This is a genomic window from Ornithinimicrobium sp. CNJ-824 (genome assembly GCF_001942405.1).
Taxonomy (GTDB): domain Bacteria; phylum Actinomycetota; class Actinomycetes; order Actinomycetales; family Dermatophilaceae; genus Ornithinicoccus; species Ornithinicoccus kibberensis.
In genome coordinates, this window is record NZ_MKKA01000018.1 from 19,904 (window position 1) to 39,450 (window position 19,547).

Sequence of the window (19,547 nt, forward strand, 5' to 3'; positions counted from 1 at the left end):
GTTCAGGCGCCTGCTCGGCGCGCCTCGAACTCGGCGTCCAGCTCCTGCAGCTCGACGAGGCCGGCCTCCTGGACGGCGGCGTTGGGGCTGCGCAGCTTGGCGACCGCGCGGGTGAGGCGGCCGGTGTCGACGCCGGCGACCTCGGCACGACGCAGGTTGGCCTGTGTGTCCAGGTCCATCGCCAGGACGGCCTGGGCCTGCTCGCGGACAGTGAGGTCGGACGTCCGGGTGGGCCGGTCGGCCGAGGGCGACTGGCGCACGGTGGCCGTGGCTGTCAGGTCCGCGTCGGCGGTGGTGAGCTTCTTGCTCTTGCCGCCACCTCCCTTGCCGCCACCCTTGCCCCCGCCACCGGTGGAGCCGTCGTCCCCGCCGTCGGGGGAGGTGACGAGCGCGGGGGCGAGCGCGACGGCATACCCCTCGTTGCCCAGCCTGTTGGGGTGGTAGGACTCCACGATCGGGTTGCTCAGCCCGTTGATCCACTCCGGGTCGTCGCAGACCGCGTGGCCGAGGAAGTCGTCGCGCACGTCGACGTAGGTGAAGCCCGCGCCGGTCGCCTTGGCCTCGATGAGCGTGTCGAGCTCGGCGGCGCCCGCGTTGAGCTCGCGCATCTCGCCGGAGGAGAAGAAGGTGGCCAGGTTGCAGTCCTCGCCGTTGAACAGGTACGGGTAGCCGGCGACCACGACCGTGGCCTGCGAGGCGCGCGACCGGATGTCGCCGTAGAGCGCGTCGAGCCGGCCCGGCAGCTCACCGTTGAGGATCGTGCGCGATCGGTCGATCTCGCCGTAGCAGTTGCTCAGCCACCCCGGCAGTGCGCACTCGGTGATGACGTCGGCGAAACCGACGTCGTTGCCGCCGATCGTCATCGTCACGTATGCCGTCGCGTCCGTGAGCGTGCCCAGCTGGTTGGCGTGCACGTCGGCGGTCGTCGCGCCGGAGCAGGCCTGGTAGTCGAGGGTGAGCTGCTGGCTCGAGGCGAGCAGGGCGGGGTAGCCGTAGGGGGAGCGGTAGCACTCGTCCACCGCCGCCCGGGTGCCGGTGCCGGCGGAGAAGCTGTCGCCCAGGGCGACGTAGTGCTCGTCGGCGGCCTGGGTGGGGCTCGCGGCGAGGGTGGCGGTCAGGGCGGTCGCGCAGAAGGCCGTCAGGGCGGCTCGTGTCGTCGTTGACATGGGGGGATGCTTCCACGCGGTGGGGTCGACGGCAAGGGGAAAGGTGGCCCAGGTCACATGTCGGTCGGGGTCGTGCCGGTGCCGGCCGGTGCGCTCGGGTCGGCGCAGTAGCTGAACGGGCCGTCCTCCGCCGCGTGGTAGCTGGCCTGCCGCCCGTCGACCGCGAGGATCAGCTGACGGCCGGGGACGAGCGCCTGGGTGTACATCATCCCCGGCTTGGGGCAGCCCAGGCTGCCGTCCGGCCAGGTAACCACGGCGTAGCCGACGACCTCGACGGCGTCGGGCTCCACGTCCCGGCGGTCGGCCTCGGCCGCGATCGCCTCCTGCACGTCGTCGCCCTGGAGGATCGCGTCCGGCACGGGGCCGGTCGGCAGCGCCGCGCCGGGCACGGGGATCCGGGTGGGGCCGGCGTCCATGTCGTCCTCCGTGGTGTCGGTGTCGTCGGTGTCGTCGGGGGCAGGCGCGGGGGCAGGGGTGGTGGATGCAGGGGTGCCCGTATCGGCCGGGGTGTCGTCCTCGGTCACGGCGCAGCCGCCCAGGACCAGGACGGAGGCAGCGGCCGTCGCGGTGAGCGTGGTGACGACCGACCGTCGCCCGCGTGGTGTCTCGACGCTCCGACGCCGTCCCCGTGCCGTGCTCCGCATGCTGGCCTCCTCGCCCGCTCCTCGGTGAGCATCTCACTGTGCGGGGGTGGGACGGGGCGGGAGGGGGACGGGTTCCGACGACGGCTGGCGGGCTGCCCGACGGGTCGGTGCAGGTCTGTCCGGGGCCCTGGCTACGATCTGGCGCATGGGGAACGAGCGGAATCCCGCTGCCCTGGCCAAGGCCGTGACGGACAAGATCATCAACGTCGGCGTGGACGGGGCAGGTCCGTGGAAGGGATCGGTCCAGGTGGCCGAGGAGCACCTGTCGCGGCACGGCGACCCCGAGAAGGCCATCGCCCGGGTCGTCGCGACCCATGTGCGCCTGACGTCCAGCACCGGCTTCCTGGCCGGGGCCGGAGGCCTCGTGACGATGCCGGTCACCGTGCCGGCGGACCTCAGCTCGTTGTGGCTGGCACAGGGCCGGCTGGCCGGCAGCATCGCCCACCTGCGGGGCTACGACGTGTTCTCCGAGGAGGTGCGCAGCATCGTCCTGCTGAGCCTGCTCGGGGCCTCTGGCGCAGAGGCGTTGTCCAAGGCAGGCGTGCAGATCGGCACCAAGGGCGCCATGTCCGCCCTGAACAAGGTCCCGGGCCGGGTGCTCATCGAGATCAACAAGAAGGTCGGCTTCCGGCTGATCACCAAGGCCGGGACCAAGGGGGTCATCAACCTGACCAAGCTGGTGCCGCTCGCCGGCGGAGTGGTCGGCGGGGGCGTCAACGGCGTCAGCACCCGGGCCGTCGGCCACTGGGCCAAGCACCACTTCACGGAGTAGCCCACCGCTGCCCCCCCAACCCGACCCGTGCCGGCGTCCCCGGTCGCCTGTCCCCGAAAGGCCCACCGTGAAAATCCTCCGCACGATCGCCACGTCCCTCCTGGTCCTCGTCGTCGTGGCCGTCGCCGGGGTCTTCGTGCTGGGGCAGTTCGACCGGCTGCCGTTCCAGACCCGGACCGTCGACCGCAGCCAGCCGGTGCTGCTGCAGTCGGTGCAGGAGATCAGCCAGTTCCACGCGGCGGTCGGCACCTTCGAGGTGATCCTCGACCAGGAGGAGGACGTGCGCTGGGTGCCCGGCTTCATCGCCGGGGAGCGCTCGCTGTTCGTCGCCGCTGGCACGGTGAACGCCTACGTCGACCTCTCCGGGCTCGCGGACGGCGACCTGACCCTTTCCGAGGACGGCACGACGGCCCGGATCCGGCTGCCCGAGGCGCAGCTGGACCCGCCCAACCTCGACCACGACCGGACGTATCTCTACTCGCAGGACCGTGGCGTCATCAACCGGCTGGGGGACGCGATCTCCACCCAGGACCAGCAGGAGCTCTACCAGCTCGCCGAGGAGAAGATGACGGCCGCGGCGCAGGAGTCCGGCCTGACGCAGCAGGCCGAGGAGAACACCCGCACCATGCTGACCGGCATGTTCAGCGCCCTCGACATCCAGCTGACGGTCGTGGGCGACTGATCCGCAGGAGGTGGGGTGCCGGTCCCCTGAACCAGCACCCCACCCCTGCTCCCCCAGGGTGAGTCACGTCGCTGTGAGGCGCCCCTCGTGACTGCCATCGGGTGTCCCGTCCCGACATCAGTAAAGACGTCCGGGAACCCCCGTTCGTTGCCGCAGATCCGTGTGATCTGTGTCACATCTGCCGGAAGGCCCCCGGTCAGCCCCTCGGCCGGACCGTCAGCGCCTGCTCGACCGTGCCCACCGGCCCGGCCAAGTCGTGCACCACCGACGACGTCTGCCCCGCCCCGGTCGGCCCCCAGCTGACCGAGGTGTCCAGCCCGACCCACTCGCCCTCGGGCTGCCGGTGCAGGTGCAGCGTGAGGTCGACGTTCGGATACAGCCACTCGGTCGGCGCCTGCCGGTTGGCGATCCCGTTGGCCACGTCCAGCAGCCCGCACCACCGCGCGAACCCGCTGCTCTCCTCCCCGTCCACCAGGCCCACCGGCGTGCGCGCCCACGCGTGCCCCCGCCCCGGCCGGGTCTCCGCGGACCGGAACTCCAGCGAGCTGATGAAACCCCCGCCCCAGTGCTCCATCCCCGTCCACACCGGCACCTCGTCCGGCCCCGGCATCGACGGCGCCTCCACGCCGGCGACCTCGGCGGTGTCCGTCCGGGCCAGCCGCCACGCGGTCGCCCGCACGACGTCCCGGCCCCCGGCGCTCGCGGTCGCCTCCACCAGCTCGATCGTCCGCCCCGGCCGCAGCGTCCGCGTCACCACGGTCGTCTCCTCGAGGTGGATCATCCCCAGGATGTCGAAGCTGATCCGCGCCCACTGCAGCTCGGGCCGCGGGTCGTGCCGCTCCAGGCAGTGCACGAGCAGCCCGGCCACCGGCGCCATGTGCTGCTCGGTCTCCTGCCACGCCCCCTGCGCGTTGCGGGTCGGGGCATACCGCCCGTCCCCCTGCGCCACGTAGTAGAAGGCCTCGTTCTCATCCGCGCTCACCCGGCGAGTGTAGTAATGGACCATGTCCCCCCTCCCACCGCCCGCCGACGCCGCCGCCTGGAGCCGCATCGCGCGCGCGGTCGTGACCACGCCATACCCGTGGTCGCCCGGCCACCTGGTCACCGGCCCCGACGACACCACCCTGGTCCCCGAGCGCCTGCACCCCGCCTTCCACGGCGCCCTCGACTGGCACTCGTGCGTGCACGTCCAGTGGTCCCTGGTCACCCTCCTGCTCCGGTATGCCGACGCGCTCGGCGAGCAGGAGACCGCCGCCGTGGTCGGTCTGCTGGGGGAGCGGCTCACCGCCGAGAACGTCGCGGCCGAGGTGGCCTACCTGCGGGAGCGGCCCTCGTTCGAGCGGCCCTACGGCTGGGCCTGGGCGGCCCAGCTGGGAGCGACGGTCGCGGAGGGGGCGCGACGGCATACCTCCTGGTCGTCCTGGGCCGACGCCCTGGCGCCGCTGGGGGAGGTCCTGGCCGAGCACGTCCTGGCCTGGCTGCCGCGGCAGACCTATCCGGTGCGCCACGGCAAGCACCAGAACGACGCGTTCGCGCTGTGGCTGCTCATCGACGGGTTCGGACGCCTGGGGCGGGACGACGTCGTGGCCGCGTGCCGGGAGCGGGCGCTGGCGTGGTTCGGGCAGGACGTCGACGCTCCGACCGCGTGGGAGCCGGGAGGCACCGACTTCCTCAGCCCCGCGCTGACCGAGGCCGGGCTGATGACGCGCGTGCTGGAGCCCGGGGCGTTCGCGGACTGGCTGGAGGGGTTCCTGCCCGGGCTCGGCGAGGGCCGGCACGAGCACCTGCTCGAGGTCCCCGAGGTGGCGGACCCGACGGACGGGCAGTACGCCCACCTGCTGGGGCTGGCGCTCAGCCGGGCCTGGCAGCTGCGGGTGCTCGCGGGGCGGGTCGACCCGCGGGTGGCCGCGCGGTTGCGGGCCGGTGCCGACGCCCAGGAGCAGGCGGTGCTGCGGGAGATCACCGACGGGGACTTCATGGCGACCCACTGGCTGGTGTCGTTCGCGCTGCTGGCGCACGGGGTGCTGTCGCCGGGGGAGTGAGGTCGCTGCCGGACCGCCCGCGACCGGCGGCAGGGTCGGTCAGCGCTGGGCGAAGGGTGTCGTGGGGTGCGCGGCGGCCGGGTCGTGGTGCCCCGCCTCGCCGTCCGGCAGGTCCGGGAACGCGACGCCCATCGCCAGCAGGCCGACCCCGCTGGTCACCAGCGCATAGGTGCAGGCGGTGAGCAGTGGTTGCAGCAGGTCGGGGGCGGCGGTCCGGTCGACCAGGGCAGATCCGGCGGCCAGGAGGACGAGGCCGACCATCAGGCAGGCGACGCCAACGCGCACGAGGGTGTGTGAACGCATCGGAGGACCATAACGCCGCACCCAGGCTTTCCCAAGTCCGGTGTCCACAGGGGTGTCGCGGAGGGTCGTCCACGGGTCGTCCATGGGGTTGTCCATAGGCCGGAGGCGCCGGCCATGTGGCAGAGGTGTCGTCCGGTTTGGTCGTCGCCCGGCCGCGTTTTCGCAGGTGGGAGGAGCGTCATCTGTGCAAAGTGGATGAGACCTTTGACCGCGCGGCTGCCGGCGGGGCTCGGCAGGTGGGCAGGGCCGTCAGGAAGCGCTCAGGACGCCCGCAGGGGCCGACGGACGGTCCTGGCGGCGTCCTTGATGTAGCGGTCGATGACGTCCGGCCGTCCGAGGTCCTCGCTGCCCACGCGGACGACGCCGTAGCCCAGACGTCGGATCCGGTCCTCCCGCCGCTTCTCGGCGACGACGGCGTCCCCGTCGCCCGAGCCGTCGGACCGGACGTACTTCACCCGTCCGTCGAACTCGACGACGACGCCGAGCTCGGGCAGGTAGAAGTCCACCCGCGCGAAGACCCGGCCGTCCTCAGCGATGGGGTGCTGGGCCACGACCGTGTAGCCGAGCTCGAGGAGGATGAGCCGCAGCCTGGACTCCGGCGGCGACTCGGCCAGCCCGTCCGACCTCGCCAGCGCCTCGCGGGCGTGCGGGATCCCGGGGACGAAGCGCATCCGGTCGAGCCAGTCCTGCAGCTGGGGGACGGTCGCCAGGCCCCGCTGGCGGACGGCGTCCATGATGCCGACCGCCGTGCTCGTAGGGGTGAGCAGCGCGCTCTGGACGGCGGCGACGGCCGGGTGGACCACCACGACGACCGGTGCCGGGACCCGGGAGGACCCCGTGTCCGCATCGGCGCCGTCGGCGGAGCCAGCACCAGGCTGCCCCGGGTCGGAGGCCCGGTCGGGCAGGACCATGCCGAAGGCGTTGTCCGACCGCTCGACCCGTGCCTCGAGGACGGCGTCCTCGCCGGGGCAGCAGTGCACCGTGAACTCGCGGTGCCGACGGGTCGTGCCCGTCCTGGTCCGGTGACACACGTGGATGCGCTCCATCAACCGCGTCGTCACGGGCAGGCCCCACATCGCCGCCGCGCTGGTGTGGCTCGCCGCGACGTCCCCCGGGCGGGTGCGCAGGAGGACGGCGGTCCGCAGGACGTGGCGCGCCTCGTAGCTCACGGCCAGCATCGCCGACCTCGTGACGTAGCCGCCGCGGACCACCCTGACCAGCTCCCCGGCGCGCACGGCCGCCCGGACCTTCTCGGTCCTGATCCCCACCGACCTCGCCTCGCGCGCGGTGATGATCTGGTCGTGCCCGGCCAGGAAGCTCGTCAGGTCCCCATCCATGCCGCAGCACGATGGCGCATCCGGGCCTGCGCCCGCTGGCGGGTCCGTCGAGCCTGTGGACGACGCGCCGCTACCGTGACCCGGTGACCACGACCGACCGCCGCACGCTGCTCACCGAGACGGTGCTCGTGCTCGGGGTCAGCCTGGGCGCCTCCGCCGTCTGGTCGCTGCTGTCGCTGGTCCGCAAGCTCACCGCCGAGGCCCCGCTCTCGGCCCAGACCACGTCGATGAACACCAGCCGGGTGCCCGACCGGCCCTGGCTCGACCTGGCCTACCAGCTGGCCGACGTCACCCTCGCGCTCGTCCCGGTCCTCCTGGCCCTCCACCTGCTGGCGCGCGACCCGGGCCCGCCCGCCCCCGGCACCCTCGTTACGCCCGGCACCCTCGTTCCGCCCGGCGGCGCTGCCCACGCCGTCGGCCCTCCGCACCGCCTCATGGGCCTGGACCTGACCCGCCCGGCCCGGGACCTGCTGCACGGAACCGCCCTGGCCGCCGCGATCGGCATACCCGGTCTGGGCCTGTATCTCGGGGCCCGCGCCCTCGACCTGAGCACCACCATCGCCCCGGCGAACCTGCCGCAGGTGTGGTGGGCGGTGCCCGTGCTGATCCTCGCCTCGGTGCAGAACGCGCTGCTCGAGGAGGTCGTCATGGTCGGCTACCTCTTCCGCCGATGGTCGCAGGCCGGCTGGTCGACGGCCATGGTCGTCGTCACCTCGGCGCTGGTGCGCGGGACCTACCACGCCTACCAGGGCTTCGGCGGGTTCGTCGGCAACGTGGCGATGGGGCTGCTGCTGGGCTGGGTCTACACCCGCACGCGCCGGGTCATGCCGCTGGTGGTGGCCCACACCCTCCTCGACGTCGTGGCCTTCGTGGGGTATGCCGTGCTCGCCGACCGCGTCGGGTGGCTGTGACGGGGTGCGCCGCTAGGCTGGACGCATGACCAACGTCGCAGTCGTGCACCGTCCCGCCGAGTCCCGCTGGGAGGCCATGAGCGGGGAGGAGGTGGTGGGGCACCTGTCCTACGACACGATCGGGAGCACGGTCGACCTGCACCACACGCTCGTCGACCCGGCCCACCGCAACAAGGGCGTGGCCGACAAGCTCGTCGAGGAGGCCGTACGGGAGATCCGGGCCGAGAAGATGCACCTGCGCCCCACCTGCTCCTACGTGCGCGCCTGGATGGAGCAGCACCCCGAGCACCAGGACCTGCTCGAGCCCAGCCTGCTGCCCGAGGACCAGGACGAGGCGGGTCAGGGCGAGTCCGCGAAGGACGAGGCCGGCCCCGCCCAGCCGTCGTCGTGACCCCCGGCCAGGGCGCCAGGGCCCGGGATCCGAGGGGATCCCGGTCGAGCTGGTGCCCATCCGGGACGAGTCGATCCGGCTCGGCCAGCTGCTCAAGCTGGGCAACCTCGTGCAGGACGGCGCCATGGCCCGCATGGTCGTGGAGAACGGCGAGGTCAGCGTCGACGGTGAGATCGTCGTGCGACGCGGCACCCAGGTCCGTCCGGGCCAGGTGGTCGAGTACGCCGGCCAGGCGATCAGCCCCGTCCGCCGCTGAGGCGGTCGTTCGCACCCTCCCCGGGGCACCTGCGATCATCGAGGGATGCACACCCCTCCTGTCGCACTCACCATCGCCGGCTCCGAGGCCACCGGCGGCGCCGGCGCCCAGGTCGACCTCAAGACCTTTCAGCAGCACGGCGTCTTCGGCTGCATGGCCCTGACCTGCATCGTCTCCTTCGACCCCCAGGACGACTGGAACCACCGGTTCGTCCCCGTCGACCCGCAGGTCATCACCGACCAGCTCGAGGTCATCACCACCACCTACCCGCCGGAGCAGCTGCGGGTCGCCAAGATCGGCATGCTCGGCACGCCCGCCACCATCGGCACGGTCGCCGAGGCGCTGCAGCAGCGGCAGTTCGAGCACGTCGTCCTCGACCCGGTCCTCATCTGCAAGGGCCAGGAGCCCGGCGCCGCGCTCGACACCGACGAGGCGCTCAAGGCCCAGGTGCTGCCGTTGGCCACCTTCGTCACCCCCAACCACTTCGAGACGATGTCCCTGTCCGGCATGGACTCCATCGAGACGGTCGAGGAGCTCACCGAGGCCGCCCGGCGAATCCACGAGAGCTCCGGAGCCATCGTGCTGGCCAAGGGCGGGGTGCACCTGCCCGGCAACGAGGCCCTGGACGTCTACGTCGACGCCGAGCGCACCGAGGTCCTCGCCGCCCCCAAGCTGGGCGACGGCGCGCAGGTCGCCGGGGCCGGCTGCACCCTGGCCGCCGCCGTGGCCGCCCGCCTCGCGCTGGGCGACGACCCGTTCGGCGCGGCCAAGGCCGCCAAGGAGTTCGTCACCCGCGGGATCGAGGGGCGGCTGGCCAGCGCGGCACCCTTCGACGTGGTCTGGCAGGGCGCCTGAGGTGACCCTCTCGCCGAGCGGCTCCGACGCCGTCGTGACCGGTCACCCCGGTCGCGCGTGGTCGATCATGCTGATCGGCGGGGTCCTCGGCTGGATCTCCGGCCAGTCCTGGAGCATCGACCGTGGGTTCGGCGAGGCGTTCTCCCTCTTCATGGCCTTCGGCACGCTCGCGGTCATCGCCGCCCCGGCCCAGATGACGGCCGGCCGGGCGGCGCGGCCGCTGTGGGTGGCGGTCGCCGGCGCCATCGGCATCACGGTGCCGTGGTTCTTCGACCTGGCCATCGAGCTGGGGGGCGACGGCGTGTGGCTGCCGACCCTGTTCGTCCTGGTCGTCGGGTTCGGCGTGACCTACGGCGTGGCCACGTTCACCCGGATCGCGATGCACCGCCTGGAGGACTGGTAGACCGCCGACCGGCAGGGCACCGGCGGGCAGGCCACCGGCCGGGTCACTCCCGGCTGTGCAGCCACTCCCCGGCGATCCCGAGGAGCCGGTCGTTGGCCTCGGTCTCCCCGATCGAGCAGCGCACGCCCTCGCCCGCGAACGGCCGCACGGTCAGCGCCCGCGCCTGGCAGGCCTGCGCGAACGGCACCGCGTCCTCGCCCAGCGGCAGCCACACGAAGTTGCCCTGCGCGGCGGGCACGTCCCAGCCCTGCTCGACCAGCGCGGCGTGCACCCGCTCCCGCTCGGCCACCAGCTGCTCGACCCGGACCATGAGCTCGTCCCGGGCCGCGAGCGAGGCGATCGCCGCCTGCTGCGCCAGGTCGGTGACCCCGAACGGCGTGGCCGCCTTGCGCAGCGCCGTCGCGACCTCCTCCTGCGCCACGGCATACCCCACCCGCAGCCCGGCCAGGCCGTAGGCCTTGGAGAAGGTGCGCAGCACGACCACGTTGGGGTGCTCGCGGTAGAACGACAGCGCGTCCGGCACCGCCTCGTCGGTGGTGAACTCCAGGTAGGCCTCGTCGACCACCACCACCACGTCCCGCGGGACCTTCGCCACGACGCCCGCAGCTCGTCCTGCGTCACGGCCGGCCCGGTCGGGTTGTTGGGCGTGCAGACCAGCACCAGCCGGGTCCGGTCGGTGACCGCCTCGGCCATCGCGTCGAGGTCGTGCCGGGCGTCGGGCGTCAGCGGCACCTGCACCGAGGACGCGCCGGAGAGCGCCACGACGATCGGGTAGGCCTCGAAGCTGCGCCACGCGTAGACGACCTCGTCCCCGGGCTCGCAGGTGATCTGCACGAGCTGGGCCAGCACCGCGACGCTGCCGGTGCCGGTGGCCAGGTGCCCGGCCGGCACGCCGAGGTGCTCCGCGAGGGCCTCGGTCAGCGCGACGACCCCCATGTCGGGGTAGCGGTTCATCGTCGTCGCCGCGTCGGCCACGGCCCGCACCACCGAGGGTAGCGGCGGGAACGGGTTCTCGTTGGAGGAGATCTTGTAGGCCGTCATCCCCTCCACCGGTGCCGGCGGCCTCCCGGGGGAGTAGGCGGGCACCTTCGCCAGGGCCTCGCGCAGGCGGACGGGGACGGGCCGGTCGGCGGGCTGCTCGGACGTCATGGGGCGAAGCCTAGTGAGGCGGGGAGACACACGTGGCGGCAGCCGGGCAGGAGCCCACGGCTGTCGGTGGCGCGTGCCACGATGGACCCATGAGCATCCTCATGCAGATCATCGCCAACGGCGTGGCCCTCTGGGTGGCCTCCCTGCTGCTCGACGGCATCGAGTTCGGCGGCTCCGGCACCAACAAGGTGCTGACCATCGTCGGGGTGGCCGTGATCTTCGGACTGGTCAACGCCCTGGTCAAGCCGCTCCTGAAGCTGGTCTCCCTGCCCCTGGTCGTGCTGACCCTGGGGCTGTTCCTCATCGTCATCAACGCGCTGATGCTGCTGCTGACCTCGTGGCTCTCGGGGGTGGTCGGGCTCGACTTCACGGTGCAGTCCTTCTTCTGGGACGCCGTCCTCGGCGGCATCATCGTCGGCGCCGTGGCCACGGTGGTCGACATGCTGCTGCCCGACGGTCGGGAGTGAGCCGATGAGCGACCCCGTCCCGCACGAGATCCCCACCGCCGACGGGCCGCTGCCGGGGCTGCTGTGGCTGCCCGAGGGCGCCTCGGCCGACGCCCCCGTGCCCGGGCTGGTCCTGGTCCAGGAGATCTTCGGGCTCAGCGGCTACATCCGCTCGCGCGGCGCCGACCTCGCCGACCTGGGGTATGCCGTGCTCGCCCCCCAGATCTTCGGTCGCCTCGACCCGCCGGTCGTGGCGGTCGAGGACGACGACCCGGACGTGCTCGGCACCGCGATGGGCCTCGTCGGCCAGGTCGACTGGGAGCTGGCCGCCCGCGACGTCCTGGCGCCCGGGACGCGCTCGTGGCGATGCCGGAGGTCGACGACCTCGCGGTCGGGCTGGTCGGCTTCTGCTTCGGCGGCGGCCTGGCCTTCGACGTGGCCGCCCGCGCCGCCCAGGCGCAGACGCCGGTCGCGGCGCTGGTCAGCTTCTACGGCTCGGCCCTGCCGGGGCTGCTGGGCCACGCCGAGCACGTCACCTGCCCCAGCCTGCACGTCTTCGGCACGGCCGACAGCTACATCCCGACGGAGCAGGTCGAGCAGATCCGCGAGGCCGTCACCGCCGGCGGCACCCGGGAGCAGGTCCGCTTCGAGCTGCACGAGGCGCCGGGCACGCCTTCGACAACCCCAACCCGATGTTCCACCACGAGCGGGCCAGCCGGGACGCCTGGGCGCAGGCCGAGGAGTTCCTCGCCGAGCACCTCCCGACGGGGCGGTAGCGCACCCGCGGGGCGCCTCCGCATACCCCCTCGTGGGTGGTTGACGTGCACGTCCGGCAGGCCCTGGGCGGTGAGGTAGCCTACCACCGAACGAAGCCGTCACCGTCACGCCGCGGCACGCCGCCGCACCGATGAAGGAGTCAGCGTTGAGCGACGAGGAAGTCGCGCGGTCCACCGCGCCCAGCACGCACGAGCCGCCCGAGCGGGACATCACCGACGGTGGCCCGGACATGGTCCAGTTCCTCGCCGCCGACGGCACCCGGGTCGAGCCGACCGAGGTGAGCGCGCCCTACCTGTCCTTCCTCGACGACGTCGACGACGAGGCGATGCGGGGGATGCTGCGCGACCTCATCCTCGTGCGCCGCGTCGACGCCGAGGGCTTCGCGCTGCAGCGCCAGGGTGAGCTGGGGCTGTGGCCCAGCCTGCTCGGGCAGGAGGCCGCCCAGGTCGGCGCCGGCCGGGCGATGCGGCCGCAGGACTACGCCTTCCCCGGCTACCGCGAGCACGGGGTGGCCTGGTGCAAGGGCGTCCCGCCGGAGAACCTGCTCGGCATGTTCCGCGGGGTCAACCACGGCGGCTGGGACAGCAACGAGAACAACTTCCACCTCTACACGATCGTCATCGGCAACCAGATGCTGCACGGCGTCGGCTACGCGATGGGCGTCCAGCTCGACGGCGACGTGGCCACCGGCGACCCGGAGCGCGACACGGCCGTGATGGCCTTCACCGGCGACGGCGGCACCGCCCAGGGCGACTTCAACGAGGCGCTCGTCTTCGCCTCGGTGTCCAACGCGCCGGTCGTCTTCTACGTGCAGAACAACCACTGGGCCATCTCCGAGCCCAACGAGCGCCAGTTCCGGGTGCCGCCCTACCGCCGCGCCGACGGCTTCGGCTTCCCCGGCGTGCGGGTCGACGGCAACGACGTGCTGGCCTCGTACGCCGTCACCCGCGCCGCACTCGACCGCGCCCGGGCGGGGGAGGGGCCCACGCTGATCGAGGCGTTCACCTACCGGATGGGGGCGCACACCACCTCCGACGACCCGACGAAGTACCGCATCTCCGCCGAGGTCGACGTCTGGAAGGCCAAGGACCCGGTCGACCGGATGAAGAAGTACCTCCTGACCGAGGGGATCGTCGACGAGGACTGGCTCACCGCCGTCCAGGAGGAGGCCGACGAGCTGGCCCGGCGCATCCGGCACGCCTGCCAGACGATGCCCGACCCCGGGCACGAGGAGATGTTCCAGCACGTGTATGCCGACGCGCACCCGCTGGTCGAGCGCGAGGCCGCCGAGTTCGCGGCCTACCAGGCCGGCTTCGAAGACTGAGGAGGAGAACGATGACGACGACGACCAGCACCTCCTCGGGCGGCGCCCCGGCCAGCACCGCGAGGCGCACCACGATCGCCAAGGCGCTCAACGCCGGGATGCGGGCGGCGATGGAGCGCGACGACAAGGTCCTGCTCATGGGCGAGGACATCGGCAAGCTCGGCGGGGTCTTCCGCATCACCGAGGGCCTGCAGAAGGACTTCGGCGAGCACCGGGTCCTGGACACGCCGCTGGCCGAGGCCGGGATCATGGGCACCGCCGTCGGCCTGGCCCTGCGCGGCTACCGGCCGGTCGTGGAGATCCAGTTCGACGGGTTCGTCTACCCGGCCTTCGACCAGATCGTCTCCCAGGTCGCCAAGATGCACTACCGCTCCCAGGGCACGCTCAAGCTGCCGATGGTCATCCGCATCCCCTACGGCGGCGGCATCGGGGCGGTCGAGCACCACAGCGAGTCCAACGAGTCCTACTTCGCGCACACCGCCGGGCTGCGCGTGGTCACCGCCTCCACGACCGAGGACGCCTACTGGATGATCCAGCAGGCCATCGCCAGCGACGACCCGGTCGTGTTCTACGAGCCCAAGCGGCGCTACCACGAGCGCGGCATGCTCGACCTCGGCGACGGGAGCGCGCCCGACCTGGCGGACGCGCCATACTCCCTGGACCAGGCCGTCGTGCGGCAGGAGGGCAGCGACGTCACCGTGCTGACCTACGGGCCCATGGTCAAGGTCGCGATGGCCGCCGCGCAGGCCGCCGAGCTGGAGGACGGCCCCTCGATCGAGGTGCTCGACCTGCGCTCGCTCTCGCCGATGGACACCGACGCGATCGAGGCGTCGGTGACCAGGACCGGGCGGGTGATCACCCTGTCCGAGGCGCAGACGTTCACCAGCGTGCACGCCGAGATGGCCGCGTGGGTCCAGGAGCACTGCTTCTACCACCTCGAGGCGCCGGTCCTTCGGGTCGGCGGCTACAACATCCCCTACCCGCCCAGCCGGCACGAGGAGGTCTTCCTCCCCGACCTCGACCGCGTGCTCAACGCCGTCGAGACCGTGCTGTCCTACTGAGGAGCCACGCATGCCCGAGTTCAAGCTGCCGGACCCCGGTGAGGGACTGGTCGAGGCCACGATCGTCCAGTGGAAGGTCGCCGTCGGCGACACGGTGAAGACGAACGACATCGTCGTGGAGGTCGAGACCGCCAAGTCGCTCGTCGAGCTGCCCGTGCCCTGGGACGGCACCGTGACCGCGATCCTCGCCCAGGAGGGCGACGAGGTCGAGGTCGGCACCCCGATCATCACCATCGACACCGGTGACGGTGCGGGGGCCGACGGCGGGTCTGCGGGCGAGGGCGCCGGGGACGAGGGCACGGCTGATGGCGCCGGGACGGACGGCACGACGGCCGAGGACGTCACCGACGCCGCGACGGCCGCCTCCGACGACATGGTGCCCACGCCGCCCGCCGGTGGTGGCGACGAGGGCGGGCCCGGGCCGGGCGGCCGGGAGGCCGTGCTCGTGGGCTACGGCGCCATCGAGACCTCCACGACCCGGCGGCGTCGCCGCGGCGCGGCCGCGGCCGAGGAGGCCGCCGAGCAGGCGGGCGCGCCGCGCCGGGCCAAGGCCAAGCCGCCCGTGCGCAAGTACGCCAAGGACAAGGGCGTCGACCTGACCCAGGTGACCCCGAGCGGTGAGGACGGCGTGGTCACCCGCGCCGACGTCGACCGCTACCTCGCCGGGGGCGCCGCGAGCGGGTCGGCCCAGCACGCCGCCGCCGAGCACGCCGTCCCGCCGGCCCAGGGCGCCTCCACCGGCGACGCGGCCCCGGGCGCGGACCCGACACCGCGGGCGGTGACACCGGCGCAGGCGGCCGCGAGTCGGCATACCAGCGTCCGACCCTGTCCCGCTCGGGCGAGCGTGAGGAGCGCACCGACGTCAAGGGCGTGCGCAAGATGATGGCGCAGGCCATGGTCAGCTCGGCCTTCACGGCGCCGCACGTCACCGAGTTCATCACCGTGGACGTGACGCGCTCGATGGAGCTGGTCGAGCGGCTCAAGTCGGACCGCTCCTACGGCATGAGCGACCTCAAGGTCAGCCCGCTGCTGCTGCTGGCGAAGGCCATGTGCCTGGCGGTGCGGCGCAACCCGGGCATGAACGCCGTGTGGGACGACGAGGCGCAGCAGGTCGTGCAGCGCAACTACGTCAACCTCGGGATCGCGGCCGCGACCCCGCGCGGGCTGGTCGTGCCGAACATCAAGGACGCCGACCTCATGGACCTGCGTCAGCTGGCGGAGGCGCTGGGCGACCTGGTGACAACCGCCAAGGCCGGGCGCACTCAGCCGGCCGACATGGCGGGCGGGACGATCACGATCACCAACGTGGGCGTATTCGGGGTCGACACCGGCACGCCGATCATCAACCCCGGCGAGTCGGCGATCGTGGCCTTCGGCGCGGTCCGGCGGATGCGTGGGTCGTCGGCGAGGGCGCGGACGAGCGGATCGAGCCGCGCTGGGTCTCCCAGCTGGCCGTGTCGTTCGACCACCGGCTCATCGACGGCGAGCTCGGGTCGAAGTTCCTGGCCGACCTGGCCGCGATCATGGAGGACCCCGCCCGGGCGATGGTCTGGGGCTGAGGGCTGAGGGGGGGAGGGCTGAGGGCCGGGCCGAGGGCCGAGGGCCGAGGGCTCGACTAAGGGCTGGGCCGCGGGGCGTCGCGGCCCGCGGCGCCGGGTCCGCATACGATCGCGCACATGGCTTCCCGCGCCCGGCTCCAGGACCGGCTGTTCTCGCTGCTGACCACGGTCGCGGCGCTGGTCGTGCTGGTCGTGGGCCTGTCGCGCGGCAACGTGCGCTTCGCCGTGCTGGGGATGCTGTTCTTCCTCGGCTACGGGGTGCTGCACTCGGTCAGCCGGCGGCTGATGCCCGCGGCCCGGCTGCTCGACGGCTCGGAGGCCGACCAGGCCGAGCGGATGGCGCAGTTCCGGGCGACCCGGCTGACCGGCCAGGTGGCCCTCGGCGTGGCCGCCGTGGCGCTGGTGGCCGAGCTGTCGGTGCAGTGGCCGCCGGCCTTGTGGGTGGCCGGGACGGCGATGCTGGTCGTGGCGGTCTTCGTCGGGGCGCTGTGGTTCTACGGCCGGGGCGCCCGGCGCTGAGGCTGACGTGCTGTCGGTCCGGCCCCGGAGCCGGTCGCCTGTGCAGGAACCGTGTCCTGGCGCGGGACACGCCGCAGCGCTGACGGCACAGTGCGCGACACGCCGGGCCCATCGGCCAGACTGTGCGCGACACGCCGGGCCGAGCGGCCGACAACCGGTCAGTCGGCCTCGGTGCCGGGGGCCCGGTCGTCGGCGCTGTCGGCGCGGACGCCCGGGCCGACGCGGTTGTGCCGGCGGGCCGCCAGCGAGCGCAGCTGGTCGACGCGACTACGCGCGGCCTCCTCGCCAGCGTCGATGGCCACGGCGCTGCGGTGGAAGTCGCCGATGTCCACCCCCTCGATGTGCGGGTCGATGAGCACGTCCGGCCGGTAGAAGCCGAGCCGGGCGGCGGTCAGCTGGGCCTGCATGACGTCGATCGCCCGGAACGCCTCGCGCAGCGTCCCCAGCGCGTGCCGTCGCTGGTAGCGGTCGGCCTCGATGTCCGGGGCCGACATCGGGGTCAGGGCGGTGGCGTCCACGGCGATCACCCGTCGGGCGCCGTGGGCCAGCGCCCCGTCGACCGGGATCTGGTTGAGGATGCCGCCGTCCACGAGGAGCGCGTCCCCGGCCGGAACGGGCGGGATGACACCGGGGTAGGCGGTGGTCGCTCGCAGCGCCGTGATGAGGTCGCCCTGGGACAGGTAGTGCAGCCGCCCCTCGACGATGTCGGTCGTGGCCAGCACCAGCGGCAGGTCGAGCTCCTCGAAGGTGGCCGGCAGGTGCTCGGCCAGCCACGCGGCGATCCTCTTGCCGCTCAGCAGCCGGCCGCTGATCCGCCAGTCGATCATCGAGGCCCAGCGCACCTCGAGGGCGACCTTGGTCATCTCCTCGGCGGTGTAGCCGGCCGCGATGAACGCCCCCACCAGCCCGCCCATGCTCGTCCCGGCGACGAGGTCGGGGCGGATGTCCAGCTCCTCCAGCACGCGCATGACGCCGACGTGGCACAGCCCCCGCGCGCCACCGCCCCCCAGCGCCAGGCCCAACGGCGACTCCAGCCGGCGCAGCTCGGCCTGGTGGTCGTGGGCCTCGGGCCCGTCCGAGCGGCCCCGGTCGCGGCGGGCTGACGGCAGCGGCACGGTCAGGGGGTGAGCGCGAGGGCGTCGAGGACGGCCCGGGCGAGCTCCTCGTCGCCGGTGACCTGGTATGCCGTGCCGTCCGTCGGGCAGCGACCCGCGGCCCGACGTCCGAGGGCGTGGGTGGACAGCGCGATGGAGGTGGTGCGGTCGGCCGACTCGTCGTCGACGCTGGGCACGTCGTCCTCGTCGCTGGTCTGACCGGTGAACAGCTCGTGCGCCACCGGGTCGCCGTCGGCGTCGGTGCCGATCCGCACGCCACCCCGGGCGGTGACCGGGCCGGTGCACTCGAGGATGACGACGGTGCCGGGCTCCGGGCGGACCTTCTCCAGCACGATCCGCGGCAGGGCGTCCAGCACCTGGGAGACGACCTCGCTCGCACCGGGGGAGTCCAGAGAGCCGGGCCGGTCGAGGGCGTCGCGCAGGTCCTGCTCGTGCACCCACACGTCGAAGATCCGGCGACGAGTCAGCTCCTCGAAGGTCGCCTGCCGGCCCCGCAGCGCCCGGACGGGGGTGTCGAGCTCGAGGTCGGGGTCGTACATCCCGGCCGCCCGCACCTCCACGAGGCCGCGCAGCTCGGCGACCATCGCCCGCGGGTCCTGGCCGCGGCGGGCCCGGACCCCCTCCTCGATCCAGACGCCGAGCGAGTGACGCACGTGCTCGGGCTCGCCGACCCGCACCGGCTCGTCGTCGGCGCCGCTCCAACCGGCCCCGGGGTGCTCGGAGCCGGACAGGTAGTCCTCCACGTGCACGACGTGGGCGAGGTGGTCGCGGGCGGTCCATCCCGGGCAGGCGGTGGGCAGGTCCCACTCCTGCTCCCGGAGGGAGTCGGCGACGTCGCAGAACGAGCTGAGCGTCTGCCGGTAAGCGTCGACCAGCTCAGTGACGTCGGCGGGCGGGGCGGGGTGGACGGGCATGACCTCAGGCTACGCGTCGCGCCCGGCACGACCCCACTTTTGCAGGTGGGAGGGCCCGGGGACGCCGACGCCCCGGGTCGCGGGGACCCGGGGCCGGAGCGTGACGGCATACCCGTCGGTGGTGGACTCAGGAGGTGCAGGAGCTGAGGAACTCCTCCTGCGCCGCGGCCGAGTCGGTGGTGTCGACCTCGGGGACGGTGATCTCCGCGTCGGAGACCGTCTGGTCCGGGTCGTCCAGGACGGCGTCGCGGACCTCCACGAACGGGGCGTTGATCCGCTCGAGCAGCTGGGCCTGGTCGGTGGAGGCGTCCTCGACCAGGTCCTCGATGCGCTGGCTGAGCAGGCTGATCTCGCCGTAGGAGGCGGGGTCGCCGACCTGCGCGTCGTCGAGCATCTGCCGGTCGGTCTCCGCACGGTCGGCCAGCTGGACCGCCCCGCTCTGGAAGAAGTCGACGCAGACCTCGTCGTCCATCGGGGCGGCCGCCGCGTCCGCGGTGCCGCCGGTCGTGTCGGTCTCCTCGGCCCCGGCGTCGCCGGTCCCCTCGGTGGTGCCCTCCTCGGTGGCGGCCGGGGTCACGGCCTCGTCCGCACCGTCGTCGGAGCAGCCCGCCAGCACCAGGGACAGGCCCAGGGCGGCGGTCAGGGTGATGCCTCGCATGGTCATCTCATCCGTTTCTTCTCGTCGGTTCCTCGTCGCAGCGGGGGAGCCCACGGGGGAAGCGGATACAGGGTGCCCACCGCGGACCGGCACCCTCGTCGTCTGCGACCTCCCATTATGACCGCTCGGTAGCCGGGCGCGAACCCGGGTCGTCAGGGGACCGACCTAGGGAATCGCTGATCTGGGGGCGTCTGCGGGTGTGAGGCCAGCCCGCAGGGGGGCTGAAGCCCGATGAGGCCGCGGGAGCGACGCTGGAACTGTCC

Annotated in this window: 21 protein-coding genes and 3 pseudogenes; 15 read left to right on the forward strand and 9 right to left on the reverse strand. The window is 73.1% G+C overall.

Annotated features, from left to right (window positions below; all coding sequences use genetic code 11):
* Window positions 1-2: 2 nt before the first annotated feature.
* Entirely contained in the window at window positions 3-1,166 is a 1,164-nt protein-coding gene (locus BJF81_RS08425; protein ID WP_075957967.1) for an SGNH/GDSL hydrolase family protein, read from the reverse strand.
* A gap of 53 nt (window positions 1,167-1,219) precedes the next feature.
* Window positions 1,220-1,810, reverse strand: coding sequence for a hypothetical protein (locus BJF81_RS08430; RefSeq protein ID WP_075957968.1), 591 nt, complete (start codon window positions 1,808-1,810; stop codon window positions 1,220-1,222).
* A gap of 145 nt (window positions 1,811-1,955) precedes the next feature.
* Here BJF81_RS08430 and BJF81_RS08435 point away from each other — a divergent pair, with 145 nt between their 5' ends.
* Together BJF81_RS08435 and BJF81_RS08440 are read left to right on the forward strand one after the other, a co-directional pair.
* The gene (locus BJF81_RS08435; RefSeq protein WP_075957969.1) at window positions 1,956-2,582 is read left to right on the forward strand and encodes an EcsC family protein; all 627 of its coding nucleotides are present in this window, start codon (window positions 1,956-1,958) and stop codon (window positions 2,580-2,582) included.
* Between the two features lie 67 nt (window positions 2,583-2,649).
* The gene (locus BJF81_RS08440; protein WP_075957970.1) at window positions 2,650-3,264 is read left to right on the forward strand and encodes a DUF4230 domain-containing protein; all 615 of its coding nucleotides are present in this window, start codon (window positions 2,650-2,652) and stop codon (window positions 3,262-3,264) included.
* Between the two features lie 196 nt (window positions 3,265-3,460).
* Here BJF81_RS08440 and BJF81_RS08445 read toward each other — a convergent pair whose 3' ends face one another.
* Window positions 3,461-4,246, reverse strand: a complete 786-nt coding sequence (locus tag BJF81_RS08445) for a thioesterase family protein (protein WP_342447108.1) — start codon at window positions 4,244-4,246, stop codon at window positions 3,461-3,463.
* A gap of 22 nt (window positions 4,247-4,268) precedes the next feature.
* Between BJF81_RS08445 and BJF81_RS08450 the strand changes: the two genes are divergently transcribed.
* Window positions 4,269-5,306 (forward strand): DUF2891 family protein, encoded by a 1,038-nt coding sequence (locus BJF81_RS08450; RefSeq protein ID WP_075957971.1) that lies wholly within the window; start codon window positions 4,269-4,271, stop codon window positions 5,304-5,306.
* A 39-nt stretch (window positions 5,307-5,345) separates the two neighbouring features.
* On the opposite strand, the gene BJF81_RS08455 is transcribed toward BJF81_RS08450, so the two are convergent.
* Both BJF81_RS08455 and BJF81_RS08460 read right to left on the reverse strand, forming a co-directional pair.
* A complete protein-coding gene (locus BJF81_RS08455) occupies window positions 5,346-5,609 on the reverse strand; it encodes a hypothetical protein (protein WP_143780747.1) in 264 nt (87 codons plus the stop codon).
* A gap of 260 nt (window positions 5,610-5,869) precedes the next feature.
* Window positions 5,870-6,946, reverse strand: coding sequence for a type IV toxin-antitoxin system AbiEi family antitoxin domain-containing protein (locus BJF81_RS08460; RefSeq protein WP_075957973.1), 1,077 nt, complete (start codon window positions 6,944-6,946; stop codon window positions 5,870-5,872).
* A gap of 83 nt (window positions 6,947-7,029) precedes the next feature.
* On the opposite strand from BJF81_RS08460, the gene BJF81_RS08465 reads away from it, so the two are divergent.
* Genes BJF81_RS08465 through BJF81_RS08485 form a run of 5 tightly spaced genes read left to right on the forward strand, consistent with a single transcriptional unit; the run spans window position 7,030 to window position 9,762 of the window.
* A complete protein-coding gene (locus BJF81_RS08465) occupies window positions 7,030-7,857 on the forward strand; it encodes a CPBP family intramembrane glutamic endopeptidase (RefSeq protein WP_075957987.1) in 828 nt (275 codons plus the stop codon).
* Between the two features lie 25 nt (window positions 7,858-7,882).
* Window positions 7,883-8,248: a GNAT family N-acetyltransferase gene (locus tag BJF81_RS08470; RefSeq protein WP_075957974.1), complete on the forward strand. Its 366-nt coding sequence runs from the start codon at window positions 7,883-7,885 to the stop codon at window positions 8,246-8,248.
* 52 nt (window positions 8,249-8,300) lie between these two features.
* On the forward strand, window positions 8,301-8,504 hold the full coding sequence (locus BJF81_RS08475; RefSeq protein ID WP_237770128.1) for an RNA-binding S4 domain-containing protein: 204 nt from the start codon (window positions 8,301-8,303) through the stop codon (window positions 8,502-8,504).
* A gap of 45 nt (window positions 8,505-8,549) precedes the next feature.
* Window positions 8,550-9,359, forward strand: a complete 810-nt coding sequence (locus tag BJF81_RS08480; RefSeq protein ID WP_075957976.1) for a bifunctional hydroxymethylpyrimidine kinase/phosphomethylpyrimidine kinase — start codon at window positions 8,550-8,552, stop codon at window positions 9,357-9,359.
* A 1-nt stretch (window position 9,360) separates the two neighbouring features.
* Window positions 9,361-9,762 (forward strand): hypothetical protein, encoded by a 402-nt coding sequence (locus BJF81_RS08485; protein WP_075957977.1) that lies wholly within the window; start codon window positions 9,361-9,363, stop codon window positions 9,760-9,762.
* 43 nt (window positions 9,763-9,805) lie between these two features.
* Here the strand turns inward: BJF81_RS08485 and hisC are convergent.
* A pseudogene (hisC, locus tag BJF81_RS08490) lies at window positions 9,806-10,911 on the reverse strand (histidinol-phosphate transaminase).
* 89 nt (window positions 10,912-11,000) lie between these two features.
* On the opposite strand from hisC, the gene BJF81_RS08495 reads away from it, so the two are divergent.
* From BJF81_RS08495 to BJF81_RS08520, 7 genes and pseudogenes are all read left to right on the forward strand, one after another.
* Window positions 11,001-11,378 carry a phage holin family protein gene (locus tag BJF81_RS08495; RefSeq protein ID WP_075957978.1) on the forward strand — a complete coding sequence of 126 codons (378 nt, stop codon included), beginning with the start codon at window positions 11,001-11,003 and terminating at the stop codon, window positions 11,376-11,378.
* Window positions 11,379-11,382: 4 nt separating this feature from the next.
* A pseudogene (locus BJF81_RS20325) lies at window positions 11,383-11,559 on the forward strand (hypothetical protein); the annotation flags it as partial.
* A 164-nt stretch (window positions 11,560-11,723) separates the two neighbouring features.
* Window positions 11,724-12,212, forward strand: a complete 489-nt coding sequence (locus tag BJF81_RS20330; protein ID WP_269087324.1) for a dienelactone hydrolase family protein — start codon at window positions 11,724-11,726, stop codon at window positions 12,210-12,212.
* Window positions 12,213-12,279: 67 nt separating this feature from the next.
* Window positions 12,280-13,458: a pyruvate dehydrogenase (acetyl-transferring) E1 component subunit alpha gene (pdhA, locus tag BJF81_RS08505; protein ID WP_075957979.1), complete on the forward strand. Its 1,179-nt coding sequence runs from the start codon at window positions 12,280-12,282 to the stop codon at window positions 13,456-13,458.
* 11 nt (window positions 13,459-13,469) lie between these two features.
* Entirely contained in the window at window positions 13,470-14,519 is a 1,050-nt protein-coding gene (locus tag BJF81_RS08510) for an alpha-ketoacid dehydrogenase subunit beta (protein ID WP_075957980.1), read from the forward strand.
* A gap of 10 nt (window positions 14,520-14,529) precedes the next feature.
* Window positions 14,530-16,078 (forward strand): annotated as a pseudogene (locus BJF81_RS19475) (dihydrolipoamide acetyltransferase family protein).
* Between the two features lie 117 nt (window positions 16,079-16,195).
* Entirely contained in the window at window positions 16,196-16,597 is a 402-nt protein-coding gene (locus BJF81_RS08520; RefSeq protein ID WP_075957981.1) for a hypothetical protein, read from the forward strand.
* A 158-nt stretch (window positions 16,598-16,755) separates the two neighbouring features.
* On the opposite strand, the gene BJF81_RS08525 is transcribed toward BJF81_RS08520, so the two are convergent.
* The 3 genes from BJF81_RS08525 to BJF81_RS08535 form a co-directional block, all read right to left on the reverse strand.
* Window positions 16,756-17,712, reverse strand: a complete 957-nt coding sequence (locus BJF81_RS08525; protein ID WP_075957982.1) for a patatin-like phospholipase family protein — start codon at window positions 17,710-17,712, stop codon at window positions 16,756-16,758.
* Between the two features lie 2 nt (window positions 17,713-17,714).
* Window positions 17,715-18,626 (reverse strand): maleylpyruvate isomerase family mycothiol-dependent enzyme, encoded by a 912-nt coding sequence (locus BJF81_RS08530; RefSeq protein WP_075957983.1) that lies wholly within the window; start codon window positions 18,624-18,626, stop codon window positions 17,715-17,717.
* A gap of 127 nt (window positions 18,627-18,753) precedes the next feature.
* Window positions 18,754-19,290: a hypothetical protein gene (locus BJF81_RS08535; protein WP_075957984.1), complete on the reverse strand. Its 537-nt coding sequence runs from the start codon at window positions 19,288-19,290 to the stop codon at window positions 18,754-18,756.
* Window positions 19,291-19,547: the final 257 nt, after the last annotated feature.